The organism is Methyloversatilis sp. (assembly GCF_030696805.1).
Lineage (GTDB): Bacteria > Pseudomonadota > Gammaproteobacteria > Burkholderiales > Rhodocyclaceae > Methyloversatilis.
The window spans coordinates 42,649-65,492 of record NZ_JAUYRO010000117.1 but is presented as its reverse complement, the minus strand read 5'-3'; the positions used below and the strand labels follow the sequence as shown (position 1 = coordinate 65,492).

16 protein-coding genes and 1 tRNA gene are annotated in these 22,844 nt (G+C 65.6%); 3 read left to right on the top strand and 14 right to left on the bottom strand.

Going from position 1 to position 22,844, the window contains the following annotated elements; translation table 11 throughout:
* Positions 1-50: 50 nt before the first annotated feature.
* The 6 genes from Q8R75_RS19005 to Q8R75_RS18980 form a co-directional block, all read right to left on the bottom strand.
* Positions 51-2,102, bottom strand: coding sequence for a hypothetical protein (locus Q8R75_RS19005; RefSeq protein ID WP_305611406.1), 2,052 nt, complete (start codon positions 2,100-2,102; stop codon positions 51-53).
* Positions 2,103-2,129: 27 nt separating this feature from the next.
* Entirely contained in the window at positions 2,130-2,927 is a 798-nt protein-coding gene (locus Q8R75_RS19000) for an AAA family ATPase (RefSeq protein ID WP_305611405.1), read from the bottom strand.
* On the bottom strand, positions 2,924-4,309 hold the full coding sequence (locus tag Q8R75_RS18995; RefSeq protein ID WP_305611404.1) for a cbb3-type cytochrome c oxidase subunit I: 1,386 nt from the start codon (positions 4,307-4,309) through the stop codon (positions 2,924-2,926). Before Q8R75_RS18995 ends, Q8R75_RS19000 begins: the two co-directional genes overlap by 4 nt.
* A 25-nt stretch (positions 4,310-4,334) precedes the next feature.
* Positions 4,335-5,138, bottom strand: coding sequence for a c-type cytochrome (locus Q8R75_RS18990; protein WP_305611403.1), 804 nt, complete (start codon positions 5,136-5,138; stop codon positions 4,335-4,337).
* 557 nt (positions 5,139-5,695) lie between these two features.
* Positions 5,696-6,874, bottom strand: coding sequence for a PEP-CTERM sorting domain-containing protein (locus tag Q8R75_RS18985; RefSeq protein WP_305611402.1), 1,179 nt, complete (start codon positions 6,872-6,874; stop codon positions 5,696-5,698).
* A gap of 46 nt (positions 6,875-6,920) precedes the next feature.
* Positions 6,921-8,120 carry a PEP-CTERM sorting domain-containing protein gene (locus Q8R75_RS18980; protein WP_305611401.1) on the bottom strand — a complete coding sequence of 400 codons (1,200 nt, stop codon included), beginning with the start codon at positions 8,118-8,120 and terminating at the stop codon, positions 6,921-6,923.
* Positions 8,121-8,572: 452 nt separating this feature from the next.
* On the opposite strand from Q8R75_RS18980, the gene Q8R75_RS18975 reads away from it, so the two are divergent.
* Positions 8,573-9,283 carry a heme-binding protein gene (locus tag Q8R75_RS18975; protein WP_305611400.1) on the top strand — a complete coding sequence of 237 codons (711 nt, stop codon included), beginning with the start codon at positions 8,573-8,575 and terminating at the stop codon, positions 9,281-9,283.
* A gap of 104 nt (positions 9,284-9,387) precedes the next feature.
* Here the strand turns inward: Q8R75_RS18975 and Q8R75_RS18970 are convergent.
* A tRNA-Met gene (locus tag Q8R75_RS18970) sits at positions 9,388-9,464 on the bottom strand.
* A gap of 101 nt (positions 9,465-9,565) precedes the next feature.
* Between Q8R75_RS18970 and Q8R75_RS18965 the strand changes: the two genes are divergently transcribed.
* Complete coding sequence (locus tag Q8R75_RS18965; RefSeq protein ID WP_305611399.1) at positions 9,566-10,732, top strand: UbiH/UbiF family hydroxylase; 1,167 nt, start codon at positions 9,566-9,568, stop codon at positions 10,730-10,732.
* Positions 10,733-10,819: 87 nt separating this feature from the next.
* Positions 10,820-11,539 (top strand): DsbC family protein, encoded by a 720-nt coding sequence (locus Q8R75_RS18960; RefSeq protein WP_305611398.1) that lies wholly within the window; start codon positions 10,820-10,822, stop codon positions 11,537-11,539.
* Between the two features lie 54 nt (positions 11,540-11,593).
* On the opposite strand, the gene Q8R75_RS18955 is transcribed toward Q8R75_RS18960, so the two are convergent.
* The 7 genes from Q8R75_RS18955 to Q8R75_RS18925 all read right to left on the bottom strand — a co-directional run bounded on the left by Q8R75_RS18955 (position 11,594) and on the right by Q8R75_RS18925 (position 22,813).
* Complete coding sequence (locus Q8R75_RS18955; RefSeq protein ID WP_305611397.1) at positions 11,594-12,793, bottom strand: acetyl-CoA C-acyltransferase; 1,200 nt, start codon at positions 12,791-12,793, stop codon at positions 11,594-11,596.
* A 10-nt stretch (positions 12,794-12,803) separates the two neighbouring features.
* The gene (locus tag Q8R75_RS18950; RefSeq protein WP_305626999.1) at positions 12,804-15,203 is read right to left on the bottom strand and encodes a 3-hydroxyacyl-CoA dehydrogenase/enoyl-CoA hydratase family protein; all 2,400 of its coding nucleotides are present in this window, start codon (positions 15,201-15,203) and stop codon (positions 12,804-12,806) included.
* A 106-nt stretch (positions 15,204-15,309) separates the two neighbouring features.
* Positions 15,310-16,599, bottom strand: coding sequence for an outer membrane protein transport protein (locus Q8R75_RS18945; RefSeq protein WP_305613845.1), 1,290 nt, complete (start codon positions 16,597-16,599; stop codon positions 15,310-15,312).
* 84 nt (positions 16,600-16,683) lie between these two features.
* Positions 16,684-17,079, bottom strand: coding sequence for an acyl-CoA thioesterase (locus tag Q8R75_RS18940; protein ID WP_069039345.1), 396 nt, complete (start codon positions 17,077-17,079; stop codon positions 16,684-16,686).
* A 21-nt stretch (positions 17,080-17,100) separates the two neighbouring features.
* On the bottom strand, positions 17,101-19,053 hold the full coding sequence (locus Q8R75_RS18935; RefSeq protein ID WP_305613846.1) for a 3-hydroxyacyl-CoA dehydrogenase NAD-binding domain-containing protein: 1,953 nt from the start codon (positions 19,051-19,053) through the stop codon (positions 17,101-17,103).
* Positions 19,050-20,333, bottom strand: a complete 1,284-nt coding sequence (locus tag Q8R75_RS18930; protein ID WP_305613847.1) for an acetyl-CoA C-acetyltransferase — start codon at positions 20,331-20,333, stop codon at positions 19,050-19,052. The genes Q8R75_RS18935 and Q8R75_RS18930 overlap by 4 nt, the downstream gene beginning before the upstream one ends.
* Positions 20,333-22,813, bottom strand: a complete 2,481-nt coding sequence (locus Q8R75_RS18925; protein ID WP_305613848.1) for an acyl-CoA dehydrogenase — start codon at positions 22,811-22,813, stop codon at positions 20,333-20,335. Before Q8R75_RS18925 ends, Q8R75_RS18930 begins: the two co-directional genes overlap by 1 nt.
* Between the last annotated feature and the right edge of the window lie 31 nt (positions 22,814-22,844).

Here is a 22,844-nt window from a genome sequence, read left to right as displayed (position 1 = left end):
TCGTCCGTCGTGGCCGATTCGCCGCTCCCGCCATCGAATGAGAACAGACCCTAGCCTGCCATGACCAGTCGATGCATCCAGTCGAGCAACACGGTCGGCAGCATCGAGGGCTTCGCCAGCAAGGCGTAGTGGTGGGCGCCGAAGACGCCGGGCAGGTAACCGGCGGCGTGTCGATCCACGGTCAGGCAGAAGGGTGCGATGCCCTGCAGCTTCGCCTCGACGATCGAACGGCGCATGTCTTCGACGCCGTATCGCCCCTGGTAGACATCGACATCGTTGGGCTTGCCGTCGGACAGCAGGAGCAGCAACCGTTGCGACGCGGGCTCACGCATCAGCGTTGCGCTGGCATGGCGGATCGCAGCCCCCGCGCGGGTGAAGTGTTCGGGCTCGAGCGCTGCGATGCGCGTGGCGACCGGGTTGCCGTACGGTTCGTCGAAGCGCTTGAGGGTGCGCACGGTAACCGATTGCGGACCGTGACCGGAAAACGCCTGCACAGCGTACGGCTCACCCAGCGCGCCCAGGGCAATGCACACCAGGAGCAGCGCCTCGCGTTCGACATCGATGACGCGACGACCGCTGGACACCCATCCGTCGGTCGACCCGCTTACATCGATGAGCAGCAGGATGGCCATGTCGCGCCTCGTGCGCTTTTGCGAGCGGTACAGCGCCTGCGTCATCGGATGTCCGGCGTGCAGGTCGGCCTGCGCATCGATGCAGGCCTCCAGATCGAGTTCGTCGCCGTCGAGTTGCCGGCGTAGTGGCGTACGTTGCGCGCGCAGCATTTCGAAGCGGCGCCGGATCGCGTCCAGCATCGAGCGGTGCTCGGCCAGCGTGTTGTCCACCCACTGCTGAGGGCCGTCGGCAGCCGGCAGCAAACGAACGATGGCACCGGGTTCGCGGTAGGCCTGGACGCTGTGATCCCACTCCGGATATCGGATGCTTTGCGATCCGTCGGCGCTTGTGCCGCCACCGTATCGGGTCCGTGCGTCGGGCGTATCGTCGGACAGCAGTACTTCCTTCGGCCGACCGGGCGTCGACACCAGCCGTGCCTGCTCGAGTTCGGCGAGTGACTCGGCAAACTCGTCGGCTGCCGTCTGGTCGTCGCGGTCCGTGGGCCGCTGAAGCCCGAACGGATCCTCGGCAACTTCATGCGGCGCCGACGCCTGGATCATCCAGGCACCCTGCTTCGCATCGTCCTCTTCGGCCACGGCTGCGCGCACTTCGGGCTGGCGCGCCAGACGCGCGCTGCGCGGCGGGCTCGCAGGTTCGCCATCAGCGGCGCTGTCCTTTTCACTGTCGACCGCCAGCGCCGACGGGTTGCCCGGCGCGAGGAGTTCGCCGGTCCACCAGTCCCTGAACAAGGGCTGGGCCCCGAGCCGACCCGCCATCGATGCATCAGGCAGAAGTTCGTTCGCCACATCGCGCGCCAGCTGCCTCGAGTGCTCGGGCGACGGGCTGTACAGGGCGTCATTGCGCCACGCAAGACTCGATATGGCCATCAGCCGACGTGCCCAGGCTTCGAGCGGCTGGCGCGCTGCCGGGAAACTCGATATCGCGGGCCGCGCGCCCAGCGCAGCGGTGCGCAAGTCGATCAGGGGCGCGCGCATGCCCGGCAGCAGGTGGGCCAGTGCCGCGTCGGCGGCATGCGCTTCGATCAGCAAGTAGAGATCACGCACCAGCGCCGTGGCGTCCTCGCCCGCGCCGGCCGCGCTGCCCCGGGCCACACGCATCGCCTGCTGCAGCGCCACGGTGCGGAACCGTTCCAGTGCCAGCGACGCATCGGTCAGTCCGCTCACGGCCGGTAGCCAGATGCACTGGCCGTCCGTTGCCGGAATTGCAGAGTGCGAGCGGGGGCGGTCCTGTCGCTGAAAGATTCGCGCGAGGAGGGTGGTACGAGCTGGCGCCTGGGCTGTGCGCAGCGGACAGGCGCGGCCGAATACGGCCACGATCAACAGGTCCAGACGCGGCGCGACGTCGGTCAGCGCCAGGATGGGCGATACCGGCGCTGCTGCAGTGTTCGCGCGGTGCCGACGCCACAGGCCCTGCACGAATCGTGTTGCATGAAGCGCCGCATCGGTGATGACGTCTTCGGCTTCGGCCATGTCCCTGCTCTCTGCGCCTGCCCGCCTTCAGACGAAGGTGGCGTCGACCAGGTCGCGCATCGCACCGACCAGCGATTCATCGTCGGACAAGGGCGAAACGATGGCGCTGTAGCAGGCCTGGCGCACGCCGATGCCACTGACCACCAGGCCGGCCGCGGCGATCAGCAGACGCGTGCTCGGCACTTCCGCCAGACCCCGGTCGCGCAGGCCGCGCAGGCGGCGCCCCAGCGACACCAGCGCCACCGCGGTTGCATGGTCGGCGGCAGCCTCGCGTTCGATGATCGCCGCTTCCTGCGGCGCCGGTGGAAAGTCGAAATCCAGCGCCACGAAGCGCTGGCGCGTGCTGGGCTTCAGGTCCTTCAGCATGCGCTGGTAGCCCGGGTTGTAGGACACGACAAGCTGGAAGCCCGGTGCGGCCTGGATCGTTTCCCCAGTCTTGTCTATCGGCAGAAAACGCCGGTGGTCGGTGAGCGCGTGCAAGACGACCATCGTGTCCTGACGTGCTTCGACAACCTCGTCCAGATAGCACAGGGCACCCTCACGCACGGCGCGCGTGAGCGGACCGTCCTGCCAGGCCGTGCCGTCATGGCGCAGCAGGAATCGGCCGATCAGGTCACTCGCCGTCAGGTCGTCGTGGCACGAGATCGTCACCAGCGGACGTTGCAGCCGCCAGGCCATGTGCTCGACGAAGCGTGTCTTGCCGCACCCGGTGGGGCCCTTCAGCATCACCGCGAGGCCGCGGTGATGGCATTGCTCGAAAATCGCGAGTTCGTCTCCAGCCGGCAGGTAATAGGGCTCCAGATCCGGCAGAGTGCCGGCGCTCACGCGTGCGCCGCGGTCACGACGGGTTTTGTTGCTGGGCGCGGCCCCGCAGTCTGGCCATCGTCTACCTCGAAGCGTGGCGCATAGCGGAAGAAATCGTAGATGAACAGTCCCACGCCGATGGCGAAGATCGAACCGGTGACCACCAGCATCACGAAGTGCACCTGGATCTTCAACTGCGCGTCGAGGTAACCCATGCCGAGGATGCGCTCCAGATAGACCTGCCCGATGCCGGCCGTCGCGAACGAAAGCGTCATGCCGAACATGCCGCCGAGCTGCAGCCAGAAGGACCAGTAACCGATGCTGCTGCCCTGCTCCGAACGCCCGGGCGTCATCGATGGCATGGCAAAGCTGATCATCGCCAGCGTGATCATCGCGTAGGCACCATAGAAGGCGGCGTGGCCATGCATCGCGGTGATCAGCGTGCCGTGGGTCCACTTGTTGACGTCCGGGAAGGTGTGGGCCAGCCCCAGCAGTCCGGCGCCGAACAGCGTGAACACGGCACTGCCCAGTGTCCAGTGCAGCGCCAGCGTGTTCGGATGCGACATGCCCGAGCGGCGCATCGCTGAGTAGGCGTAAATCGCCATGCCCACCAGCGCCACAGGCTCCAGTGCGCTGAAAATGCCACCGATGGGCAGCCAGTAAGCCGGCACGCCCACCCAGTAGTAGTGGTGCGCGGTACCCAGAATGCCGGCGATGAAGACCAGGCCGACGATGACGTACAGCCACTTTTCCATCACCTCCCGGTCGGCGCCCGACAGGCGGATCAGCAAGTAGGCCAGGAAGCCGCCCTGGATCATTTCCCATACGCCCTCGACCCACAGGTGGATGGTCCACCAGCGATAGAAGATGGCCACCGTGTAGTTCTCGTATTCCAGCAGTGCCGGCAGGTACAGCACCGCCGCCAGGCCCAGGCCGAGCACCAGTACGCCTTCCGTGGTGGTAAAGCGTTTCGACTTCCAGATCGTCATGCCGATGTTGAAGAGGAAGAGCAACATGCAGATGACGATGACGATCTTGTGCGGCAACGGCTGTTCGAGCAGCTTGTTGCCGGTGCCGTAGCGGAACAGGTAGCCCACCACCGCGGTCACGCCCATCAGCGTCCACAGCACCAGTTGCAGGTAGGCGAGCTTGACGCTGTACAGCTCGGTACGCGATTCGTCGGGCACCATCCAGTAGGTGGCGCCCATGAAGCCCGTCAGCACCCACACGATCAACAGATTGGTGTGGATGACCTTCGTGACATCGAAGGGCAGGATGTAGAGCAGCGGGTCGGGCCCAAGGTACTTGGCGGCCGACAACAGACCGAACACCAGCTGCAGCCCGAACAGCACCATCGCGACCGCGAAGTACCAGTAGGCAACCGATTGAGACCTGTAGCGCATGAGGGTTCCTCGAGACAGGTGCGAACTATTTGAAAGTCATCAGGTAAGCCACCAGGTGGTCGATCTTGTCGGGCGTCAGGTCCTTGCCGTAGGTGGCCGGCATGAACGACACCCCGCTCGCCGAATACATGGCGCCCGTGATCATGTGTGCACTGGGCTGCACGATCGATTCGCGAAGGTAAGCGGCTGCGTCTTTCGCGTCGCCCGTGTAGTCGGCCGAGCCGACAGTCTCCTGTGCGCGGGTGGCCACGCCCGCCAGTGAGGGCCCGGCCATCTGCGCGCCGGGCAGCAGCGAGTGACAGGCGGCGCAGGCGGGCATCGCTTCACGGAACACGACCTCGCCCAGCGCAATCGGACTTTTGTCCGCGCCGGCGGGCGGCGCGCCAGGTGGCGGTGCAGACCCGGCCGCCGCTTGCAGGACACCCATGGGGCCGACGCCCGCGCCGGTTACCAGGATCGGCCGCGGCGGCCAGCCCTGGTTATCCACCTTGCTCACCCAGTCGAGGAAGGACACCAGATCGGCAATCTCGACGTCGGTCAGGTCCTGCTTGGGCATGAGCCGCCGGTGGCGCTGCTCGTCGTAGAACTTCGACGGGTCTTTCATGTAGGCCTTCAGGTACTCGGCACCGCGGTGCTGCGCAATCTTCGTCAGATCAGGCGCGTAGTAGGCGCCCTCGCCGAACAGGGTATGGCAGTTGATGCAGTTGTACTTGTGCCACACATCCTTGCCATGCGTGACGGCCGGCGTGATGTTCTGTGCGTTCGTCAGCTTCGGGAATTGCCTGTGACTATCAATGGTCAGCCCCAGGAACGCCAGGGTCGCGATCACCGTTGAACCGATTGCGAAAAGTCGTGCCTGTCGTTTGTTCATGGGTTGGCTGCAGTGTCAGACACTGATGCCGGTCCAGTAGGTGACGGCGATCCAGGCGGCATAGGCGATGCCTGTCGCCATGAGGCCGAGTACGACATGGCTGAAGATCCTGATGCCCTGGTACGCAGTCATGAACGAGGCCTTACCGGTGGGTCGGAGGGAAGTGCTGGGGGCTGACGCGGAACATGACGCGATGCTGCGCAAGCTGTCGTCCACCGTCCGTGCGGTAACGCACCCAGGCCACACAGGGGACTTGTGCCCCCGGGTGCGTGCGCTACACCGGGAGCCTGGCCCTCGTTCCGGCGAACCATCGGCTGGCTTGCGTGCGGCGCAGTGCTTCGGGACGCGCGCGCCGCGCACACCCGGCCAGCCGGATCGCGCCGACCCGATCCGCCGTGTTCGTCGTCCCCGGCAGACGCATGACAGCAAGTGCATCATTGAAAGTGGGCGTGGTAGCCCGGCGCCGAAAACGAAACGGGGGCCGCAGCCCCCGTCGTGTGCGCCCGATCCGAAACTCAGCCGTCGAGGTGCCTGCGGTGACGCGCACTCACACCCAGCACCGCAAGGCCGGCGAGCATCAACGCGTAGCTGCCGGGTTCCGGCACGGGCGCCGCCAGCGCGGTGACCTGGAAACCCCGCAGGCTGAGATTGTCGGCCACGAAGATTTCCGCGCTTTCCGGACCGTCGGTGTTGATCGTGAACGTCAGCAGACCCTGCCTGCCTTCGAAGCCGCTGATGTCGATGTTGAGCATCTGGATCTCGTCGGTCAGGTAATCGCTGCCATGGAAGGTCATCAGCGATTCACCTTCGAACGCGACATCCAGCGTGGCTTCCATATTGTTCTTGATGAAGGCGATCGGAACGTCGATGAACGCGGTGTCTGGCAGCGTGACGTCGTAGGCCAGAATGCCCGGCGATGCGGTGTGCACTTTGAAGCCGGTGAAGGTGGCATCGCCGCGGATACCGGGGCCGCCGTTACGGGGTGGTCTGATGTACAGGCTGTTCGTACTGCGCTCCGCATGTTCGGACTTTTCCTGAACGTACTCGCGAAGCATCTTGACCACGTAGTCTTGCGCATTGAATTCCGACACATTCTGCAGCCAGCCGAGGGCCGTGTCGAAGAAGGTGTCGGTCCGGTAGGCAACGCTGTAGTTCGCCCTCAGCATGACAACACCTCTGGCGTCACCCTTGATCGCCAGCGGATTGGCGACGATGTAGTCGTCGATGCGCGCCTGCGGCGCCTCTGACACCACAATGGTGTTGTACCTCGATGAATCGGGGTCAACGTGTATCACGTAGGGTTCGGATCCCTTGACCGCGATGTTGTACACGCCGTGGGTCATCTGCTCGGAAAACAGGCTGCCCGCCGAAAATGTCTGGCTGCCATAACCGGGCGAGACATTCATCCCGATGATCAGCTCGTGGCGATAATTCACATCCAGCAAGGGGGCAACGATGTCGCCGGGGGCCTTCAGGAACGCGCCGTCCATCGTAACGGTCGAGGACAGGACTCGTCCGAAATTGGTGTCCGGCTGCAGATGTATGGACAGCAACGCCTTGCCGGAATCGAATGTGTAGGGAACCGTCGTGGTGACCGTGTGATTGACCGAAATATCGACTGCACCGGATGCACCGCTGACTGTCAGCAGGGCGCTTGCCAGCGCCAACGTGGAACGCACTCTTTTTGTATTCATCATTTGCTTTGGTAGGAGTTGGGCTCTGCGTACGTTCAAGGTGATTTCAGGCGGTACCTTGTGCTGACACGGGGCTGCGTCGCGGCTGCGTAAACCGGCGACGCGCCATGACACCGACCAGCGCCAACCCGCCCGTCATCAACGCCCACGAGCCGGGTTCCGGCACGGGCGCCGCCAGCGCGGTGACCTGGAAACCCCGCAGGCTGAGATTGTCGGCCACGAAGATTTCCGCGCTTTCCGGGCCGTCGGTATTGACCGTGAAGGTCAGCAGACCCTGCCTGCCTTCGAGGCCGGCGATGCCGATGCTGAGCATCTGGATCTCGTCGGTAAGGTAATCGCGGCCATGGAAGGTCATCAGCGATTCACCTTCGAACGCGACATCCAGCGTGGCTTCCATATTGTTCTTGATGAAGGCGATCGGAACGTCGATGGTGGCGGCGTCCGGCAGCGTGACGTTGTAGGCCAGGACGCCCGGCGATGCGGTATGCACCGTGAAACCCGTGAAGGTGCCGTCGTTCCGGATGTTGTCGGGAGTCCGAGGCCCCCTTACGTTGATGTACAGCTTGTTTTCACTCGGTGCGACGTGCAGGGAGTTGCCCTCGACGTATTCGCGAAGGGTTCTCGCGGCGTTCAAGGCAGTGGTGTCCGATACGTTCTGGAGCCAGCCGAGGGATGTGTCGAAGAAGGTATCGACGGCGTACACGACGCTGTAGTTCGTGCGCAGGACCACGGCTCCTTCGACGTCACCGCGGATCGCCAACGGGTCGGCGACGGTCACGGTATCGATGCGGGCCTGCGGTGCCTCGGTCACCACGATTTCCCCCGGTATCTTCGCGACGGAGCCGAGATAGATCCGGTAAGGCTGCGAGGGGCGCCCATCGTAGTACCTGACAGTGCCGTCGCCTTGCTGCTCGGCGATCAGGTTACCGGCGGAAAACACCTGCGGCTCGCCGTAGACGCCACCGTAGTCGGGCGACACCTTCATGTGCAGGTAAAGGTTGTGCACGTAGTTGACGGTCGGTTCGGGGGCGGCAATATTGCCGCCGGTCTTCCGGAAAACGCCGTCTATCATGACAGTCGACTTCAAGAAGCGGCCGAAACTCGTGTCTTCCGTAAGCTGGATGGACATCAACTCCCGGCCGTAATTGACGGTGTAGGGAACCACCGTGACAGCTTCGAAATTGACCGAAATATCGATCGCACCGGATGCTCCGCTGAAACTCAGCAGGGCGCTGGCCAGCGCCAACGTGGAGCGCACTCTCTTTGTTTTCATTATTGGCTTAGGTAGGGGTTGAATTCTGCGATGTCACGACTGCAGCGGACGGTCACGGCGATTTGAGGCGGCGCCGGGCCTTGCCACGCGCCGTCGCGCACCGGCGAACGTGCGTGGGGCACGCAAGATTCGAGCCATCAGGCCAAGGTCTGTTCGAACAACGGGTTGAACGACCACGGTGACAAGTACTGTCAAATTGTTCGACACCCAAGGCGAAGCGGACACGGGTGGGGGACCGCGGTGCGCCTGCCGTGCGGGGTCTCGCCACCATCGCTCGCACCGGGCAATGCTTGTCAGCTGAACCCGCCTCAGGGCATGCGGCTCGCCGATGCGAAGCACCCCGTCATCGAATGCGTCGGAACACTTTCGGAGGTGGCGCCAAGAAAATGAAAGCTTCTGTTTGATGCCGGGTTGTTGAACTCCCGGTGCAGCAAATCGGCCTCAGTGTCGTGATCATGATGAGGCCCGTACCGATGCATCCTGTTTCCCCCTTCGTGCCAACCCGGCTCGTGCCCGCGTGGGGCAAGCTGCTGGTCTCGACACTCATGCTGATTGGCCTTTCCATGCCCCTGCACGCCACGGAAGAACCGGAATATCAGGTGGTCCGCACACTGGCCGAGTTCGAGGTGCGGCAATACAAGGCCTACACGGTGGCCGAGGTCGTCGTGCCCGGCCCCGCCGATGAGGCCGGGAGCCAGGCGTTTCCGATCTTGTCGGGATACATATTCGGCAAGAACCGCGGCGAGAAGAAGTTTGCGATGACCGCCCCGGTCACGCAGGCCGCGGCGCCGGTGAAGATGCCGATGACGGCGCCGGTCACCCAGACCGCGTCGCCCGGCGGTTTCCTCGTGCAGTTCGTGCTGCCCGAAGGCGTGACGACGGCCAATGCGCCGGAGCCCCTCGATGCGCGCGTTCAGCTGCGCGACATGCCGGCCTTCCAGGTGGCCGTGATCCGCTATTCGGGCTTCTGGTCCGCGTCCAACTACGACGAGCATCTGGGCAAGCTGCAGTCGGCACTGCGCGCCGCCGACATGACGTGGACCGGTGAGCCGGTGTTCTCGCGCTACAACGCCCCGTTCACACCCTGGTTCATGCGGCGCAACGAAATCTGGCTATACCTGACGGCGCGACCGTGAATTCAGGGGTGTGCGTCTTGTCACCAGAAGGGGCGCTGAAGTCAGTCCGGAACGAAGCGCCCGGGAACGAAAACGGCCCCCATCGCTGGGAGCCGCTTGAATGCTGGTGGTGATGGGGGGACTTGAACCCTCGACCTACGGATTATGAATCCGTCGCTCTAACCAGCTGAGCTACATCACCCTTTGAAAGGCCGTGGATTGTCGTGGAGGGACCGGGTCTTGTCAAGAATGGCGACCCGGCCGGACAATCACGGGTCTTTTATCCATGCGGTCACTTTTGCGATGCAGCAGGATCTTCAGTTCGACGTGGTCATCGTTGGCGCCGGCTTGCCCGGGCTGGCGCTGTGTGCGGCGCTGCGCCGGGCGCAGTTGTCGGTGGCGCTGGTAGAGGGACGGATGCCGGAGTGGCCGGTCGGCAGCTGGGATGCGCGGGTGTATGCGGTCAGTCCGTCGAGCGCGGCCTTTCTCGAATCGGTTGGCGCCTGGGCGCACCTCGATCATGCGCGGATGCAGCCGCTTGCCCGCATCGAGGTGTTCGGCGATCGCGGCGCGCGTCTCGACTTTTCGGCGTTCGACGTCGGCGTGGGTGAGCTGGCCTGGATTGCCGAATCGAGCCTGATCGCGCGCGAGCTGTGGGAGGGCGTGAAGCGGCAGGCCAATGCCACATTGCTGTGCCCGGCGCGGCCGGCGAAGCTGGCGCATGAGCGCGGCCGGTCGCGGCTGACGCTGGAAGATGGTCGCACGCTTGACGCCGCGCTGGTGGTCGGCGCCGACGGGGTCAATTCATGGGTGCGCACGCAGGTCGGGCTGGACGCGCGCTTCACCGATTACAACGAACTGGGCGTGATCGCGAACTTCCGCTGCGAAAAGCCGCATCTGGGGTGCGCCTGGCAATGGTTCCGGCCGGATGGCGTGCTGGCTTTCCTGCCGCTGCCCGATCAGCACATGTCCATGGTGTGGTCGGCGCCGGAAGCCAGGGGTCGCGAACTGCTGCAACATGACGCGGCTACACTGGCGATCGAGGTTGCCGCAGCGGGCGATCACGTGCTCGGCGCACTCGAACTGGTGACGCCGGCAGCCGGTTTCCCGCTGCGGCTGATGCAGGTACCGAAGGTGATCGCACCGGGCGTGGCGCTGGTCGGCGATGCGGCGCATGCCATCCATCCGCTGTCGGGCCATGGCGTGAATCTGGGTTTTGCCGACGTGCGCGTGCTGGCCGGTGTGCTGGCCGACACGGATCGCAGCGTGCTGGGTGACCTGCGCGTGCTGCGTCGCTACGAGCGCAAGCGTGCCGAAGAGGTGCAGGCACTGCAGCTCACGACGCACGCGCTGCACGAGCTGTTCCGCCCAACCTGGCCGGCGCTGGCCTGGCTCAGGAATACCGGGCTGAACCTGACACAGGGCATGCCTGTCTTACGCAATGCGCTGGTACGCTACGCGCTCGGTTAATTGGCGCACGAAATATTGCACGAACGATCGCACGAAAGAAATCCGGCCCATCGGGGCCGCCAACACAGCGCCCCAACAGGAGTTTCAATGTCCATCAAGCACACCGCCGCACTGCTGTGCGCGCTCGCCGCCGCATCGGTTGCCTTCGCGGGTCCGGTTGAAGATTCGATCAAGACCGCCGTCGAAACCGCCATCGGCAACGGCTCCAAGGTCGAGGGCGTCACCAAGACGCCCTACCTCGGCCTGTATGAAGTCCGCATTGGCGGAGAAATCCTGTACACCGACGAGAAGGCGAATTACCTCATCCTGGGCGAAATCCTCGATGCGAAGTCGCGCCAGAACATCACGCAGCAGCGGGTGAATCAGCTGTCAGGCATCAACTTCGCCGAATTGCCGCTTGAGCTCGCGATCAAGCAGGTGCGCGGAACCGGCAAGCGGGTGTTCGCGACCTTCGAAGATCCGAATTGCGGTTACTGCAAGAAGCTGGCGAAGGAACTGCTGACGATGGACAACGTGACCGTCTACACCTTCCTGACACCGGTGCTGGGCCCCGATTCGGTGAAGAAGTCGGAAGCAATCTGGTGCTCGCCCGACCGGCTGAAGGCCTGGAATGACTGGATGACTGGCAATGTCGCGCCGGCGTCTGCCGCCGCGTCGTGCGACATGGCCGGCTTCCAGAAGGCAGCGGCGCTGGGCGAAAAGTACCGGGTGCGCGGTACGCCGACCATATTCCTGAGCACGGGCGAGCGCATTCCGGGCTACGTGCCGGTGGCGCAACTCGAAAAGCGTCTTTCCGCCATCAAGTAAGGCTGATCCGGGACCGGCATATCGCCGGTTCCGACCGTCGGCGCTGACACGCGCTCACACCTTCTCGAATATCCCTGCGGCGCCCATGCCGGTGCCGATGCACATCGTCACCAAGCCGATGCGCGCCTCGTTGCGCTGCATCGCAGCGATGACGGTGGCAGTTCTGATGGCGCCGGTGGCACCCAGCGGGTGACCGAGCGCGATCGCGCCGCCGAGCGGATTCACCTTCGCCGGGTCCAGCCCCAGCGTGCGTATCACCGCCAGCGCCTGCGCGGCGAAGGCTTCGTTGAGCTCGATCCAGTCGATGTCGTCCTGCGCCAGACCGGCCAGTTTCAGCGCCTTCGGAATAGCCTCGACCGGTCCGATGCCCATGATTTCCGGCGGCACGCCAGCGATCGAAAAACCACGAAAGCGGGCAATCGGCACGGCGCCGATGCGCTTCATCGCGGCTTCCGACATCAGCAGCACGGCGGCTGCGCCATCCGACATCTGCGAACTGTTGCCGGCGGTGACGGAGCCGCGCGCCGAAAAGGCCGGACGCAGCTTCGCCAGCGCTTGCGCGCTCGAATCGGCGCGCGGGCCTTCGTCGGTGTCGAAAACGCGCTCGGTCATGCGTACCGTATTGCTCGCCAGATCGGGCAGATGGCTGCGCACCGTGTAGGGCAGCACCTCGTCGCGGAAGCGGCCGGCGGCGATCGCGGCCAGCGCCTTGTGGTGCGACGCCAGCGCGAAGGCGTCCTGATCCTCGCGCGACACCCCGTATCGCTGCACCACCTTCTCCGCGGTCAGACCCATGCCATAGGCGATGGCGACGTGTTCATCAGATTCGAAGGCGCGCGGATTCACGCTCACCTTGTTGCCCATCATGGTCGGCATGACGGTCATCGATTCGGTACCGGCGCCGATGGCGATGTCGCACTGGCCGGTCATGATTTTCATCGCCGCATCGGCCACGGCGTTGAGTCCGCTGGCGCAGAAGCGGTTCACCGTGATGCCCGGCACCGACACCGGAAAGCCGGCCAGCAGCACGCCGATGCGCGCCACATTCATGCCTTGTTCGCCTTCCGGCATCGCGCAGCCGACGACCACATCGCCGATCTCGTTCAGGTCGAAAGCCGGCACGGCGGCGACCGTGCCGCGCAGCACGTGCGCCAGCATGTCGTCCGGCCGCACATGGCGGAAGGCACCGTTCTTGCGCGCCACGGCCGTGCGTTTTGCGGCGACGATGTAGGCATCCTGGATCTGTCGTGTCATGACTGTCTCCTCAGTTCCGCAAGGGCTTGCCGGTGTCCATCATGTGCGCGATGCGCGCCTGCGTTTCGGGCGTTCGCAGCAGCGCGACGAACTCCGCGCGCTCGACTTCGAGCAACCACTGCTCGCTCACCCGCGAGCCGGTTTCGATCTCGCCGCCGCACAGCGCCACAGCCGCCGCGCGCGCCACGCGATAGTCGTGCGCTGAAATCAGGCCGCCCTCGCGCATGTTCACCAGCATCATTTCAAGCGTGGCGATGCCGCTGCGTCCGGCCACCATGATGTTCGACGCCTGCAGCGCCGGCCGCCAGGCGCTGTCGGCCATGGCGATCGCGTTGCGTCGCGCCACATGCAGCAATTCGCCGGCATGCATCACGACCACGTCGTCCGGTTTCAGCAGACCGAGTTCCTGCGCGTGGCGCGCGCTTTTCGACACATTCGCCATGGCGATGGTCTGGAACACCGACTGCAGGAAATTCATCGGGTCCTTGGTCGCCGATGCTTCGGCCGCCCGTGAGGCGCGCAGTGCAAATTCCTTGCAGCCGCCGCCGGCCGGAATCAGGCCGACGCCCGCTTCGACCAGGCCGATATAGCTTTCCAGCGCCACCACGGCGCGCGGCGAGTGCATGACGAATTCGCAGCCGCCGCCCAGCGCCATGTTCTGCACTGCGGTGATGACCGGAATCCGGGCGTGCTTGATCGCCTGCGACGCCTGCTGGAAGTCGTTGATGACGCCATCCAGCGCCTTGAAGTCACCCGCTTCGAGCACCGGTCGGATCTGCTTCAGGTTGGCGCCGACCGAAAACGGCCCCTGCGGCTGCCAGATGACCAGTGCATCGAAGTCGCGCTCGGCGCGGGCGATGGCTTCGCGCACGCCTTCGAGCACCTTCGGGCCGATGGCCGACATACGGCTCCTGAACGACAGCACCGGTGCGCGTTCGCCGTCGGCGTCGTCCAGCGTCCATAGCCGGACCTCGTCGCCTTCCCAGATCGTGTGCGTGGCACGCCGGGTTTCGCCGAGCACGAGTTCGGGAAACAGCTGGCGTGCATGGGCTGGCAGCGATGCACGCGGCTGCACCATGGCGGCCGACGCCGACCACGATGCACCGGCTTCGTGCGCACTGTGCCGTTCGAATACCCAGGCCGGCAGCGGTGCGTCGCTCATCGTGCGGCCGGCGGCGATGTCGTCGCGCAGCCAGCCGGCAACCTGCTGCCAGCCGGCGGCCTGCCAGGTTTCGAACGGCCCGGTCTGCCAGCCGAAGCCCCAGCGCATGGCGAAATCGACGTCGCGCGCGGTGTGTGCGATGTCTGCAAGATGCACGGCCACGTAATGGAATACGTCGCGAAAGACGGACCACAGGAACTGCGCCTGCGGATGCGCCGACGCGCGCAGCGCTGCCAGTTTCATCTGCGGGTCGCGCTCGGCGAGGATGGCCTGCACTTCGTCTGCGATGGCGCCGGCCGAATCGCGGTAGTCCTGCGTCGCCAGATCCAGCACCTTGATCTGCCGGCCGTCCTTGCGATACACGCCAAGCTTCGTCTTCTGGCCCAGCGCGCCCTGGCCGACCAGCGCGGCGAGCCAGGCCGGCGCGGTGTAGTAGCGATGCCAAGGGTCGGCCGGCAGGTTGTCGGTCATGGTTTTCACGACGTGCAGCAAGGTGTCCAGCCCGACCACGTCGGCGGTGCGGTAGGTGGCCGACTTCGGCCGGCCGATCGCCGGGCCGGTCAGCGCATCGACCTCGTCGAAGCCCAGACCGAGGCGCTCGGTGTGGTGCATCGCCGCCAGCATCGAAAACACGCCGACCCGGTTGGCGACGAAGTTCGGCGTGTCGAGCGCGCGCACCACGTTCTTGCCCAGCGTCGTCGTCAGGAAGGTTTCCAGCGCATCGAGCAGCGCCGCGTCGGTCGAGCGCGACGGAATCAGCTCGACCAGCGACATGTAGCGCGGCGGGTTGAAGAAATGCACACCGCAGAAGCGGCTGCGCAGGCTGTCCGGGCAGCCGTCGGCCAGTGCGTTGATCGACAGGCCGGAGGTGTTGCTGGCGAAGATGGCGTCGGCGCGCAGGTGCGGCGCGACCTTCTCGTAAAGACCGTGCTTCCAGTCCATGCGTTCGGCGATGGCTTCGATCACGAGATCGCACTCGCCCAGCCGCGCGAGGTCGCGGTCGTAGTTCCCGACCTCGATCAGCGCCAGCCGGTCGGCAGTCGCCAGCGGCGCCGGTTCGAGCTTCTTCAGGCCGTCGAGTGCACGCTTGACGATGCCGTCCGGGTCGCCCTCCTTCGCGGCAAGATCGAACAACACGACCGACACATTGGCGTTGGCGCAGTGCGCAGCGATCTGCGCACCCATGACGCCGGCACCGAGCACAGCCACACGACGGATTCGGAACTGAAGGGGGATGGGACGGGACATGGCGGTCTCCCGGAAGCGGAATTCCGACCGCCGAGTGCAGCCGGGTCACCGTAAAAACAGAAGCGGCGCATCGGCCAGCGCCTTGCGGACGCCGGCCGGTGAGGCATCAGAAGGTCTGGTTGTACTGCACCGACAGCAGGTCGGCGCTGGCGTCGAACTTGCCGCGGATGATCTGGCCGGTCGGCGTGGTGCCGACGATGGTGCGCCGGTCGATGCCTTCGCGGTCGAAGAAAATGTGCGCGTAGCCGACATCGATCGTCGATTTCGGCGTCAGCGCATAACGCGCACCGATCGCCACCCAGTAGCGGTCGCTGTCGGGCAGCGTCAGCGTGCGTGTCGTTTCGTCATGCACCGGCGACTTGTCGAACGCAACGCCGAAGCGCAGCTTCAGCGCTTCGGTGTATTTGTAGGCCGCGCCGTAGCCGATGCGCCAGCTGTCGCGGAAGTCATATTCCGGATTGGTCAGGCGCGCACCGGTCGTGTCATTGCGCACGTCGAGCGACTTGAAGGACGACCAGCCAGTCCAGGTGTAGTCGCCCATGGCTTCCCAGCGGTCGGTGATCTGGTGATGCACCGCCACCGAAAAGGTATCGGGCAGTTCGATTCTCGCGAACGCCGGGGTCACGCCGGTCGCCAGTCCGGCTTCGGTCGCGCTTGCTTCGCCTTTGAGCCGGAAGTCGATCTTCGAGCGGTAGGACAGGCCGACGCGCATCGCCGGCGTCACCTGATACATCAGGCCGACATTGAATCCCATCGCCGTGTCGTCGGCTTCGAGCCGGTTGCGCGCATTCGGGAAGCCGCCTACCGGGAGCTGCTGCTGGATATCGCCTTCGAGCTTGACGAAACTGATGCCGGCGCCGATCGACAACTGGTCATTGACGCGCCACGCGACCGACGGATTGATGTTCAGCGCCTTCAGATCGACATAATTGCCCTGGAAGCGACCGAGAAAAGTGGTGCTGTAGTCGGTCTTGTTGCCGAAGGTGGCGGACACGCCGACACCGATGCGGAAACGGTCGTTGATCGCGTAGCTGTAGTAGCCGGCCGGTATCAGCGACAGGCCACCGCCCTCGCCGCCATCATCGCCAAGCGGGAACGGGCCCAGCGCATTCGAACCACGGTCGTCGAACTTCAGCGACCGGTGCAGCAGGGTGCCAGCGACCGAAATGCTGTGCCCCATCGGCAGATAGGTCATGCCTGCCGGGTTGAAGTAGATCGTGCTGGCGTCGTCCGCGACAGCGGCGGCACCGGCAAATGCGGTAGCCGTACCGGCCCCGTTCTGGTTCTGTACCGCAAAGCCGGCCGCCATGGCCTGACCGGACACCGTCAGTCCGATCAGCACGGCCAGACGTGCAAACGGCAGATCGGAACCTGCAAATTTGTTGTGTGATGACATTTCAGCTCCTCGCCTGGTTATGCGTTGCCCAGCCCCGCTTCACCGCTGAAGTGGGGCTGGAGTGACCGTACAGCGCTGTAACGGTCAATCTTTCGGAATATTCAGCTTCTGCCCTTCTTCGCCCACTGCAACATAGGTCAACGTCGCCTCCGCCACCTTCTTTATCTGTATGTTTTCGTAACCCGTTTCCGCATAGACCGTCACATCGACGGTGATCGAAGTGTTGCCGACCCGCGCCACCGACGCATAGAAAGACACGAGGTACTGGGTGGTGATCGGCTGCAGGAACACGAAGGAATTGACCGCCACCGTCACCACACGCGAGCGGGTGCGGCGCATCGCCGCGATCGAACCGGCCACATCCACCTGCGACATGACCCAGCCGCCGAATATGTCGCCCGCGGCATTGAGGTCACGCGGCATCGGCAGCAGGCGCAGCGCCGGTTGGTCGTCGGGCAGGGTCTGTACGGAATCATTCATGGTTCGATGCTCGAAAAGGGGTCAGTGAGGTTTCAGGCGTTCGTGATGCAGCGGGCCGCCGGTCCAGGGCGCGAAGCCGGCGCCGAAGATCAGGCCGGCATCGGCCAGATCGGCATCGGCGACCACCTGCTGTTCGACGCAGCGGCGCGTGACGGCGACCAGCGGTGCCAGCAACCTTTCGGTCAGGCCGTCGGGCACGGACGATACCTCACCGCGCTGTGGCTTGCCGTCGGTCCATTCGTAAAACCCGCTGCCGGTCTTGCGCCCGAGCCGCCCGGCATCGACATGCCGCTGCAGGCAGGCCGGCGCCTGCGCGACGCCGGTCAACCGCGCCCCCGCGGCCAGGGCGATGTCGAGCCCGACGGTATCGATCAGTTCGACCGGCCCCATGGCCATGCCGAAATCCAGTGCCGCGCGGTCCACCACCTCGGGTGCGATGCCCTCGTCGACGCACTTCATCGCTTCCAGCATGTAGGGGCCGAGCACCGCATTGACGAGGAAACCGGGGTGACTGGCCACCGGCAGCGGAAGCTTGTCGAGCGCGCCGACGAAGGCTGCGGCGCGTTGCACGGCCAGCGGATCGCTGGCAGCGCCGCTCACCACTTCGACCAACGGCATCTGCGCCACCGGATTGAAGAAATGGATGCCGACCAGGCGGGATGGCGTGCGCAGGCCGGCGGCGATGTCTTCGACGCGCAGGCTGGACGTGTTGGTGGCGATCAGCGCGTCGGGCTTCGCGCGCCGTTCGATGTCACGGAACAGCGCCTGCTTCGCCTCGAGGTTTTCGTAGATCGCTTCAATGATGACGTCAGCCCCCGCTACGCCGTCGCCGGTCACGTCCGGCACCAGCCGGTCTAGCGCGGCGCGCAGGCCGCGCCGGTCGCGCCGGAACTTGCGGCCCCAGGCCTTCGCGGCGCGCTGCAGCGCCGGGGCGATGCGCTCGGCACTGCTGTCCTGCAGCGTCACGCGGAAACCGCGCAGTGCGCACCAGGCCGCGATGTCGCCACCCATGACGCCGGCACCCACCACATGCACGTGCCGGACCACCGGCAGTTCGACGCCTTCCGGCTTGCCGAAGCCGCGCAAGCGCTCGCGCAGGTGGTACACGCGCTGCAGGTTGGCGGTGGTCGGATGGGCGACCAGCGCGCCCATCGATGAAGCATGCCCCTCCGGCACGGCCAGCGCATTGCCGCCGAAATCGCGCCACATGTCGATGATGGCGTACGGCGCCGGGTAGTGCCGGCGACTGGCGCGCTTGGCCACGCCGGCCATGGCCTTCTTCGCCACCACGCTGCGCAGCGGCCCGGACAGCAGGCGCTGCAGCAGTGAAAGTGGCTTGCGCGGCGCGCCCGACAGCACGGCGGCAGCGGCATGCTCGCGCATCAGGCGCGCCGGGGCGATGTCGTCGACCAGGCCAAGCGTCTTCGCACGCCGCACGTCGAGCGCGCGACCGGTCAGCATCATGTCGAGTGCGGCCGGCGCGCCGATGCGGGCCGGCAGGCGGAGCATGCCGCCCCAGCCGGGCACGATGCCCAGCATCACTTCGGGCAGCGAAAAGCGGGTACCGGGGTCATCGACTGCGACGATGCGGTTGCAGGCCAGCGCCAGTTCGGTGCCACCGCCAACGCAGAAACCGCGCACCAGCGCACAGGTCGGGTAGCGCACGGCCGCCAGCCGGTTGAACAGGTTCCAGCCGCGTTCGATCAACGCACGCGCGCCGGCCAGATCGATCACCTGTCCGAATTCGGCAATGTCGGCGCCGGCAATGAAGCCGCTCGCCTTGCCGGACAGAATGACCAGCCCGCGCGGCGGCGCTGCGTCGAGCGCGTCGAGCACGCTAGCCAGTTCGCGCATGACCTCACCGGACAGCGTATTCACGCTCTCTTCGGCTCGGTCGAAAGTGAGCCAGGCGATGCCCTCCGCGTCGCGCTCGAGGCGCCAGTGCTTGAGCCCTTCCGTCATTGCGGCACTCATGTCGTTTCCACCAGCATGGCACCGCCCTGCCCGCCGCCGATGCAGATGGCCGCGATGCCGCGGCCGCCGCCCTGCCGGCGCAGCACATGCAGCAGATGGAGCACGATGCGTGCGCCGCTGGCGCCGACCGGGTGACCGATCGCAATGGCGCCGCCGTCGACATTCAGCCGGCACTCATCGAGCGTGCCGAGCGCGCCGGGCAGGCCCAGCTCGGTGCGGCAGTAATCATCGCTTTTCCACGCCTCGATGCAGCCGATGACCTGAGCGGCGAAGGCTTCGTTGATTTCCCAGGCATCCAGATCGTTCAGCCCGAGTCCGTGGCGCTGCAGCAGTGGCGTGGCGGCATGCACCGGCCCCAGCCCCATCTGCGCCGGGTCCAGCCCGGCCCACTCGGTGTCGACAATGCGGCCGAGCGGCGTCAGGCCGTGTTCGTCCACCGCCTTGCGCGACGCCAGCAGCAGCCAGGCTGCACCGTCGGTCACCTGCGAACTGTTGCCGGCAGTGATGTGGCCGTGCGCGCGGTCGAACACCGGGCGCAGCTTTGCCAGCCGCGGCACCGACGAATCGCGTCGTACGCCGTCGTCCTCCATATAGATACGTCCACCGGCGTCGGCGATCGGGACGACTTCGCCGAAATGACCGGCATCGAGCGCGGCGGCGGTGCGCTGGTGCGAACGCATGGCGTGGAAATCCATCTGCGTGCGGCTGATGCCGAAGCGCGCAGCGAGATTTTCGGCCGTCTGGCCCATATTGATGCCGATCACCGGATCGGTCAGGCCTTTCAGCAGACCGACGACCGGCGCCAGCATGCCGGGGCGCAATTTCGTCAGCAGCTGCGCGCGCGCGCCGATGCCTTTGGCCGCGTACCACTGCGACAGCCAGCGCACCATGGCGTCGGAAAAAAGCAGGTGGGCGCGCGACAGCGCATCGACGCCGCCAGCCAGCACCAGATCGGCGCGGCCGCGCTGGATGTTGGCGATGCCCGAATCGAGTGCCTGCATGCCGCTGGCGCAGTTGCGCATCACCGTCCAGCCCGGCACACGGTCGCCACAACCCAGGCGCAGCGCGGCAATGCGGCCGATGTTCGCTTCGTCGGCCGACGGCGCCGCGCAGCCGAGGATGACTTCATCGAGCTGATCCGGCCGGAAGCGCTGGCGCGACAGCAGCGCACTGCCGGCCGCCACTGCGAGGTCGGCGGCGGCGAACGGGCCGGGCGCGTTGCGCGCCTTCAGGAAGGGGGTGCGCGCGCCATCGACCACGAAAACGTCGGATAAGGTCATCAGGCGGCGATCGCGGTGACGTTGTGCGAATCAGCCAGCGGTGTGCTCACCGCATCGGCACCGAAATCCTGCGGGAAGTCGTCCACCCGGACGACCCGGTCACGCAGTTCGTCGCGCCGGCGGATCAGCGCGAATTCGGCGGCCTCAATCAGGCCGGCATCGAACGCGGCCTGCATCAGGCCGGCCCCGTGCGCCTTCAGCACACCCTTCTTCTGCGCCGCGCGCACACGCGCTTCGATGGCTTCGGCGGCGATGGTTGCGTTCAGCGCGTGTTCGATGACGCCGACCGGGTCGTGTTCGTCGTCGGGGATGTACATGCCGGCGGTCAGCCGGTCGCGCGTCGCTGACGGCTCGATCAGCAGCTTCGCCACCTCGCCGCCGAGCCGGTCCGACGGCACCACATACGGCCGGCCGAGCGGAAAGATGAGCCGTCGCAGCAAGACGGCGACGGCGCGATTCGGAAAGTTCGACATCACGCCTTCGAAGGCGGTCTGGGCGTGGAACATCGCGTCCCACATGGCCCAGTGCATCAGCGGCGCGTCGGCCGCCTGCCGGCCATCGGCCTCGTAGCGCTTCAAAGTCGCCGAGCACAGATACATCTGCGAAAGGATGTCGCCCAGCCGCGCCGACAGTTTTTCCTTGCGCTTCAGATCGCCGCCCATCGTCAGCATCGCGGCGTCCGAAATGAAGGCGAAGGCGGTCGAAAAGCGCGTGAGCTGCTGGTAATAGCGGCGCGTTTCAGGCGCCACGCCGCTCGGCACGCCGACCCAGTGCGAACCGGTCAGGCCGGTCACCAGCGCGCGTATCGCATTGCTGGCGGTGTAACCGATGTGCGAGAACAGCGCATCGTCGAATTCGGCCAGCGCCGCCGGCGTGTCGTCGGCCAGCGCGGCGCGCATTTCCCGCAGCACGTACGGATGGCAGCGTATGGCGCCCTGACCGAAGATGATCAGGCTGCGCGTCAGGATGTTCGCGCCCTCGACCGTGATGCCGATCGGAATCTGCTGATAGGCGCGGCCGAGGAAATTCGACGGGCCCAGACAGATGCCCTTGCCGCCGAGGATGTCCATGCCGTCATTGACGACGATGCGCGCGCGCTCGGTGATGTGGTACTTCACGATGGCCGACACGACCGAGGGCTTTTCGCCCAGGTCGATGGCGCCGGCGGTCATGCGGCGCGCGGCGTCCATCATGTACAGGTGGCCACCGATGCGGGCCAGCGGTTCCTGGATGCCTTCGAAGCGTCCGATCGCCGTCTTGAACTGGCTGCGCACGCGCGAGTAGCCGCCGACAGTGCGCGCGGTGAGCTTGGCCATGCCGGTGTTCGACGCCGGCAGCGAAATCGAGCGGCCAGCGGCGAGGCACTCCATCAGCATGCGCCAGCCCTGTCCGGCCATCGCCGGGCCGCCGATGATCCAGTCCAGCGGCATGAACACATCCTTGCCCCAGTTCGGTCCATTCTGGAACACCGCGTTCAGCGGGTAGTGGCGGCGGCCGATTTCGACGCCCGGGTGGTCGGTCGGAATCAGCGCGCAGGTGATGCCGATATCTTCGGTGTCGCCCAGCAGGTGGTCCGGGTCGTACAGCCGGAACGCCAGACCCAACAGGGTGGCGACCGGGCCCAGCGTGATGTAGCGCTTGTCCCAGGTGACGCGCATGCCCAACACCTCGCGGCCCTGATACTCCCCCTTGCAGACGATGCCGAAGTCCGGAATCGACGCCGCGTCCGACCCGGCCTGCGGGCTGGTCAGTGCGAAACACGGAATTTCCAGACCCTTTGCCAGGCGCGGCAGGTAGTGGTCCTTCTGCGCGTCGGTGCCGTAATGCAGCAGCAGTTCGGCCGGGCCGAGCGAATTGGGCACCATCACGGTGACGGCCGAGGCGGAGCAACGGGTCGACAGCTTGGTCACGATCTGCGAATGCGCCCAGGCCGAAAACTGCTTGCCGCCATAGTGCTTCGGAATGATGAGGCCGAGGAAGCCGGCATCCTTGATGTACTGCCAGGCCTCGGGCGGCAGGTCCTTCAATTCGTGCGAAATGGTCCAGTCGTCGGACAGGCGGCACAGTTGTTCGACTTCGTTGTCGAGAAAGGCCTGTTCTTCCGCGCTCATCGTCGGTTCCGGATAGGCGTGCAGCACCTTCCAGTCCGGGTGGCCGCGGAACAGTTCGCCCTCCCACCACACGGTGCCGGCTTCGAGCGCGATGCGTTCGGTGTCGGACATCGGCGGCAGGATGTTGCGATACACCTTCAGCAACGGTTTCGATATGAGCGCGCGACGCAGCGCCGGCACGTTCAGCAGCAGTGCCGGCACGCCAGCCAGCAGCGCAACCGCGACATTCACCGCCGTCGGCCAGTCGAAATGCAGGCTGGCCGCCACCAGCCACGCGGCAGCCGCCGCCGTGCTCACGAGCAGCGGCGCGCGCAGGTAGCCCAGCAGTACGATGCCCACAGGCACCAGCAGCAACAATATCCAGGTCATGACGTCTCCCTCCTCGGTGCTTCGCTCCGGT

What these genes read in the sequence shown, in the direction of transcription:
- Q8R75_RS19005 (WP_305611406.1), bottom strand. Translation starts at nt 2,102, where the DNA reads ATGGCCGAAGCCGAAGACGTCATCACCGATGCGGCGCTTCATGCAACA.
- Q8R75_RS18995 (WP_305611404.1), bottom strand. Translation starts at nt 4,309, where the DNA reads ATGCGCTACAGGTCTCAATCGGTTGCCTACTGGTACTTCGCGGTCGCG.
- Q8R75_RS18985 (WP_305611402.1), bottom strand. Translation starts at nt 6,874, where the DNA reads ATGAATACAAAAAGAGTGCGTTCCACGTTGGCGCTGGCAAGCGCCCTG.
- Q8R75_RS18965 (WP_305611399.1), top strand. Translation starts at nt 9,566, where the DNA reads ATGCAGCAGGATCTTCAGTTCGACGTGGTCATCGTTGGCGCCGGCTTG.
- Q8R75_RS18960 (WP_305611398.1), top strand. Translation starts at nt 10,820, where the DNA reads ATGTCCATCAAGCACACCGCCGCACTGCTGTGCGCGCTCGCCGCCGCA.
- Q8R75_RS18955 (WP_305611397.1), bottom strand. Translation starts at nt 12,793, where the DNA reads ATGACACGACAGATCCAGGATGCCTACATCGTCGCCGCAAAACGCACG.
- Q8R75_RS18950 (WP_305626999.1), bottom strand. Translation starts at nt 15,203, where the DNA reads ATGTCCCGTCCCATCCCCCTTCAGTTCCGAATCCGTCGTGTGGCTGTG.
- Q8R75_RS18945 (WP_305613845.1), bottom strand. Translation starts at nt 16,599, where the DNA reads ATGTCATCACACAACAAATTTGCAGGTTCCGATCTGCCGTTTGCACGT.
- Q8R75_RS18940 (WP_069039345.1), bottom strand. Translation starts at nt 17,079, where the DNA reads ATGAATGATTCCGTACAGACCCTGCCCGACGACCAACCGGCGCTGCGC.
- Q8R75_RS18935 (WP_305613846.1), bottom strand. Translation starts at nt 19,053, where the DNA reads ATGAGTGCCGCAATGACGGAAGGGCTCAAGCACTGGCGCCTCGAGCGC.
- Q8R75_RS18930 (WP_305613847.1), bottom strand. Translation starts at nt 20,333, where the DNA reads ATGACCTTATCCGACGTTTTCGTGGTCGATGGCGCGCGCACCCCCTTC.
- Q8R75_RS18925 (WP_305613848.1), bottom strand. Translation starts at nt 22,813, where the DNA reads ATGACCTGGATATTGTTGCTGCTGGTGCCTGTGGGCATCGTACTGCTG.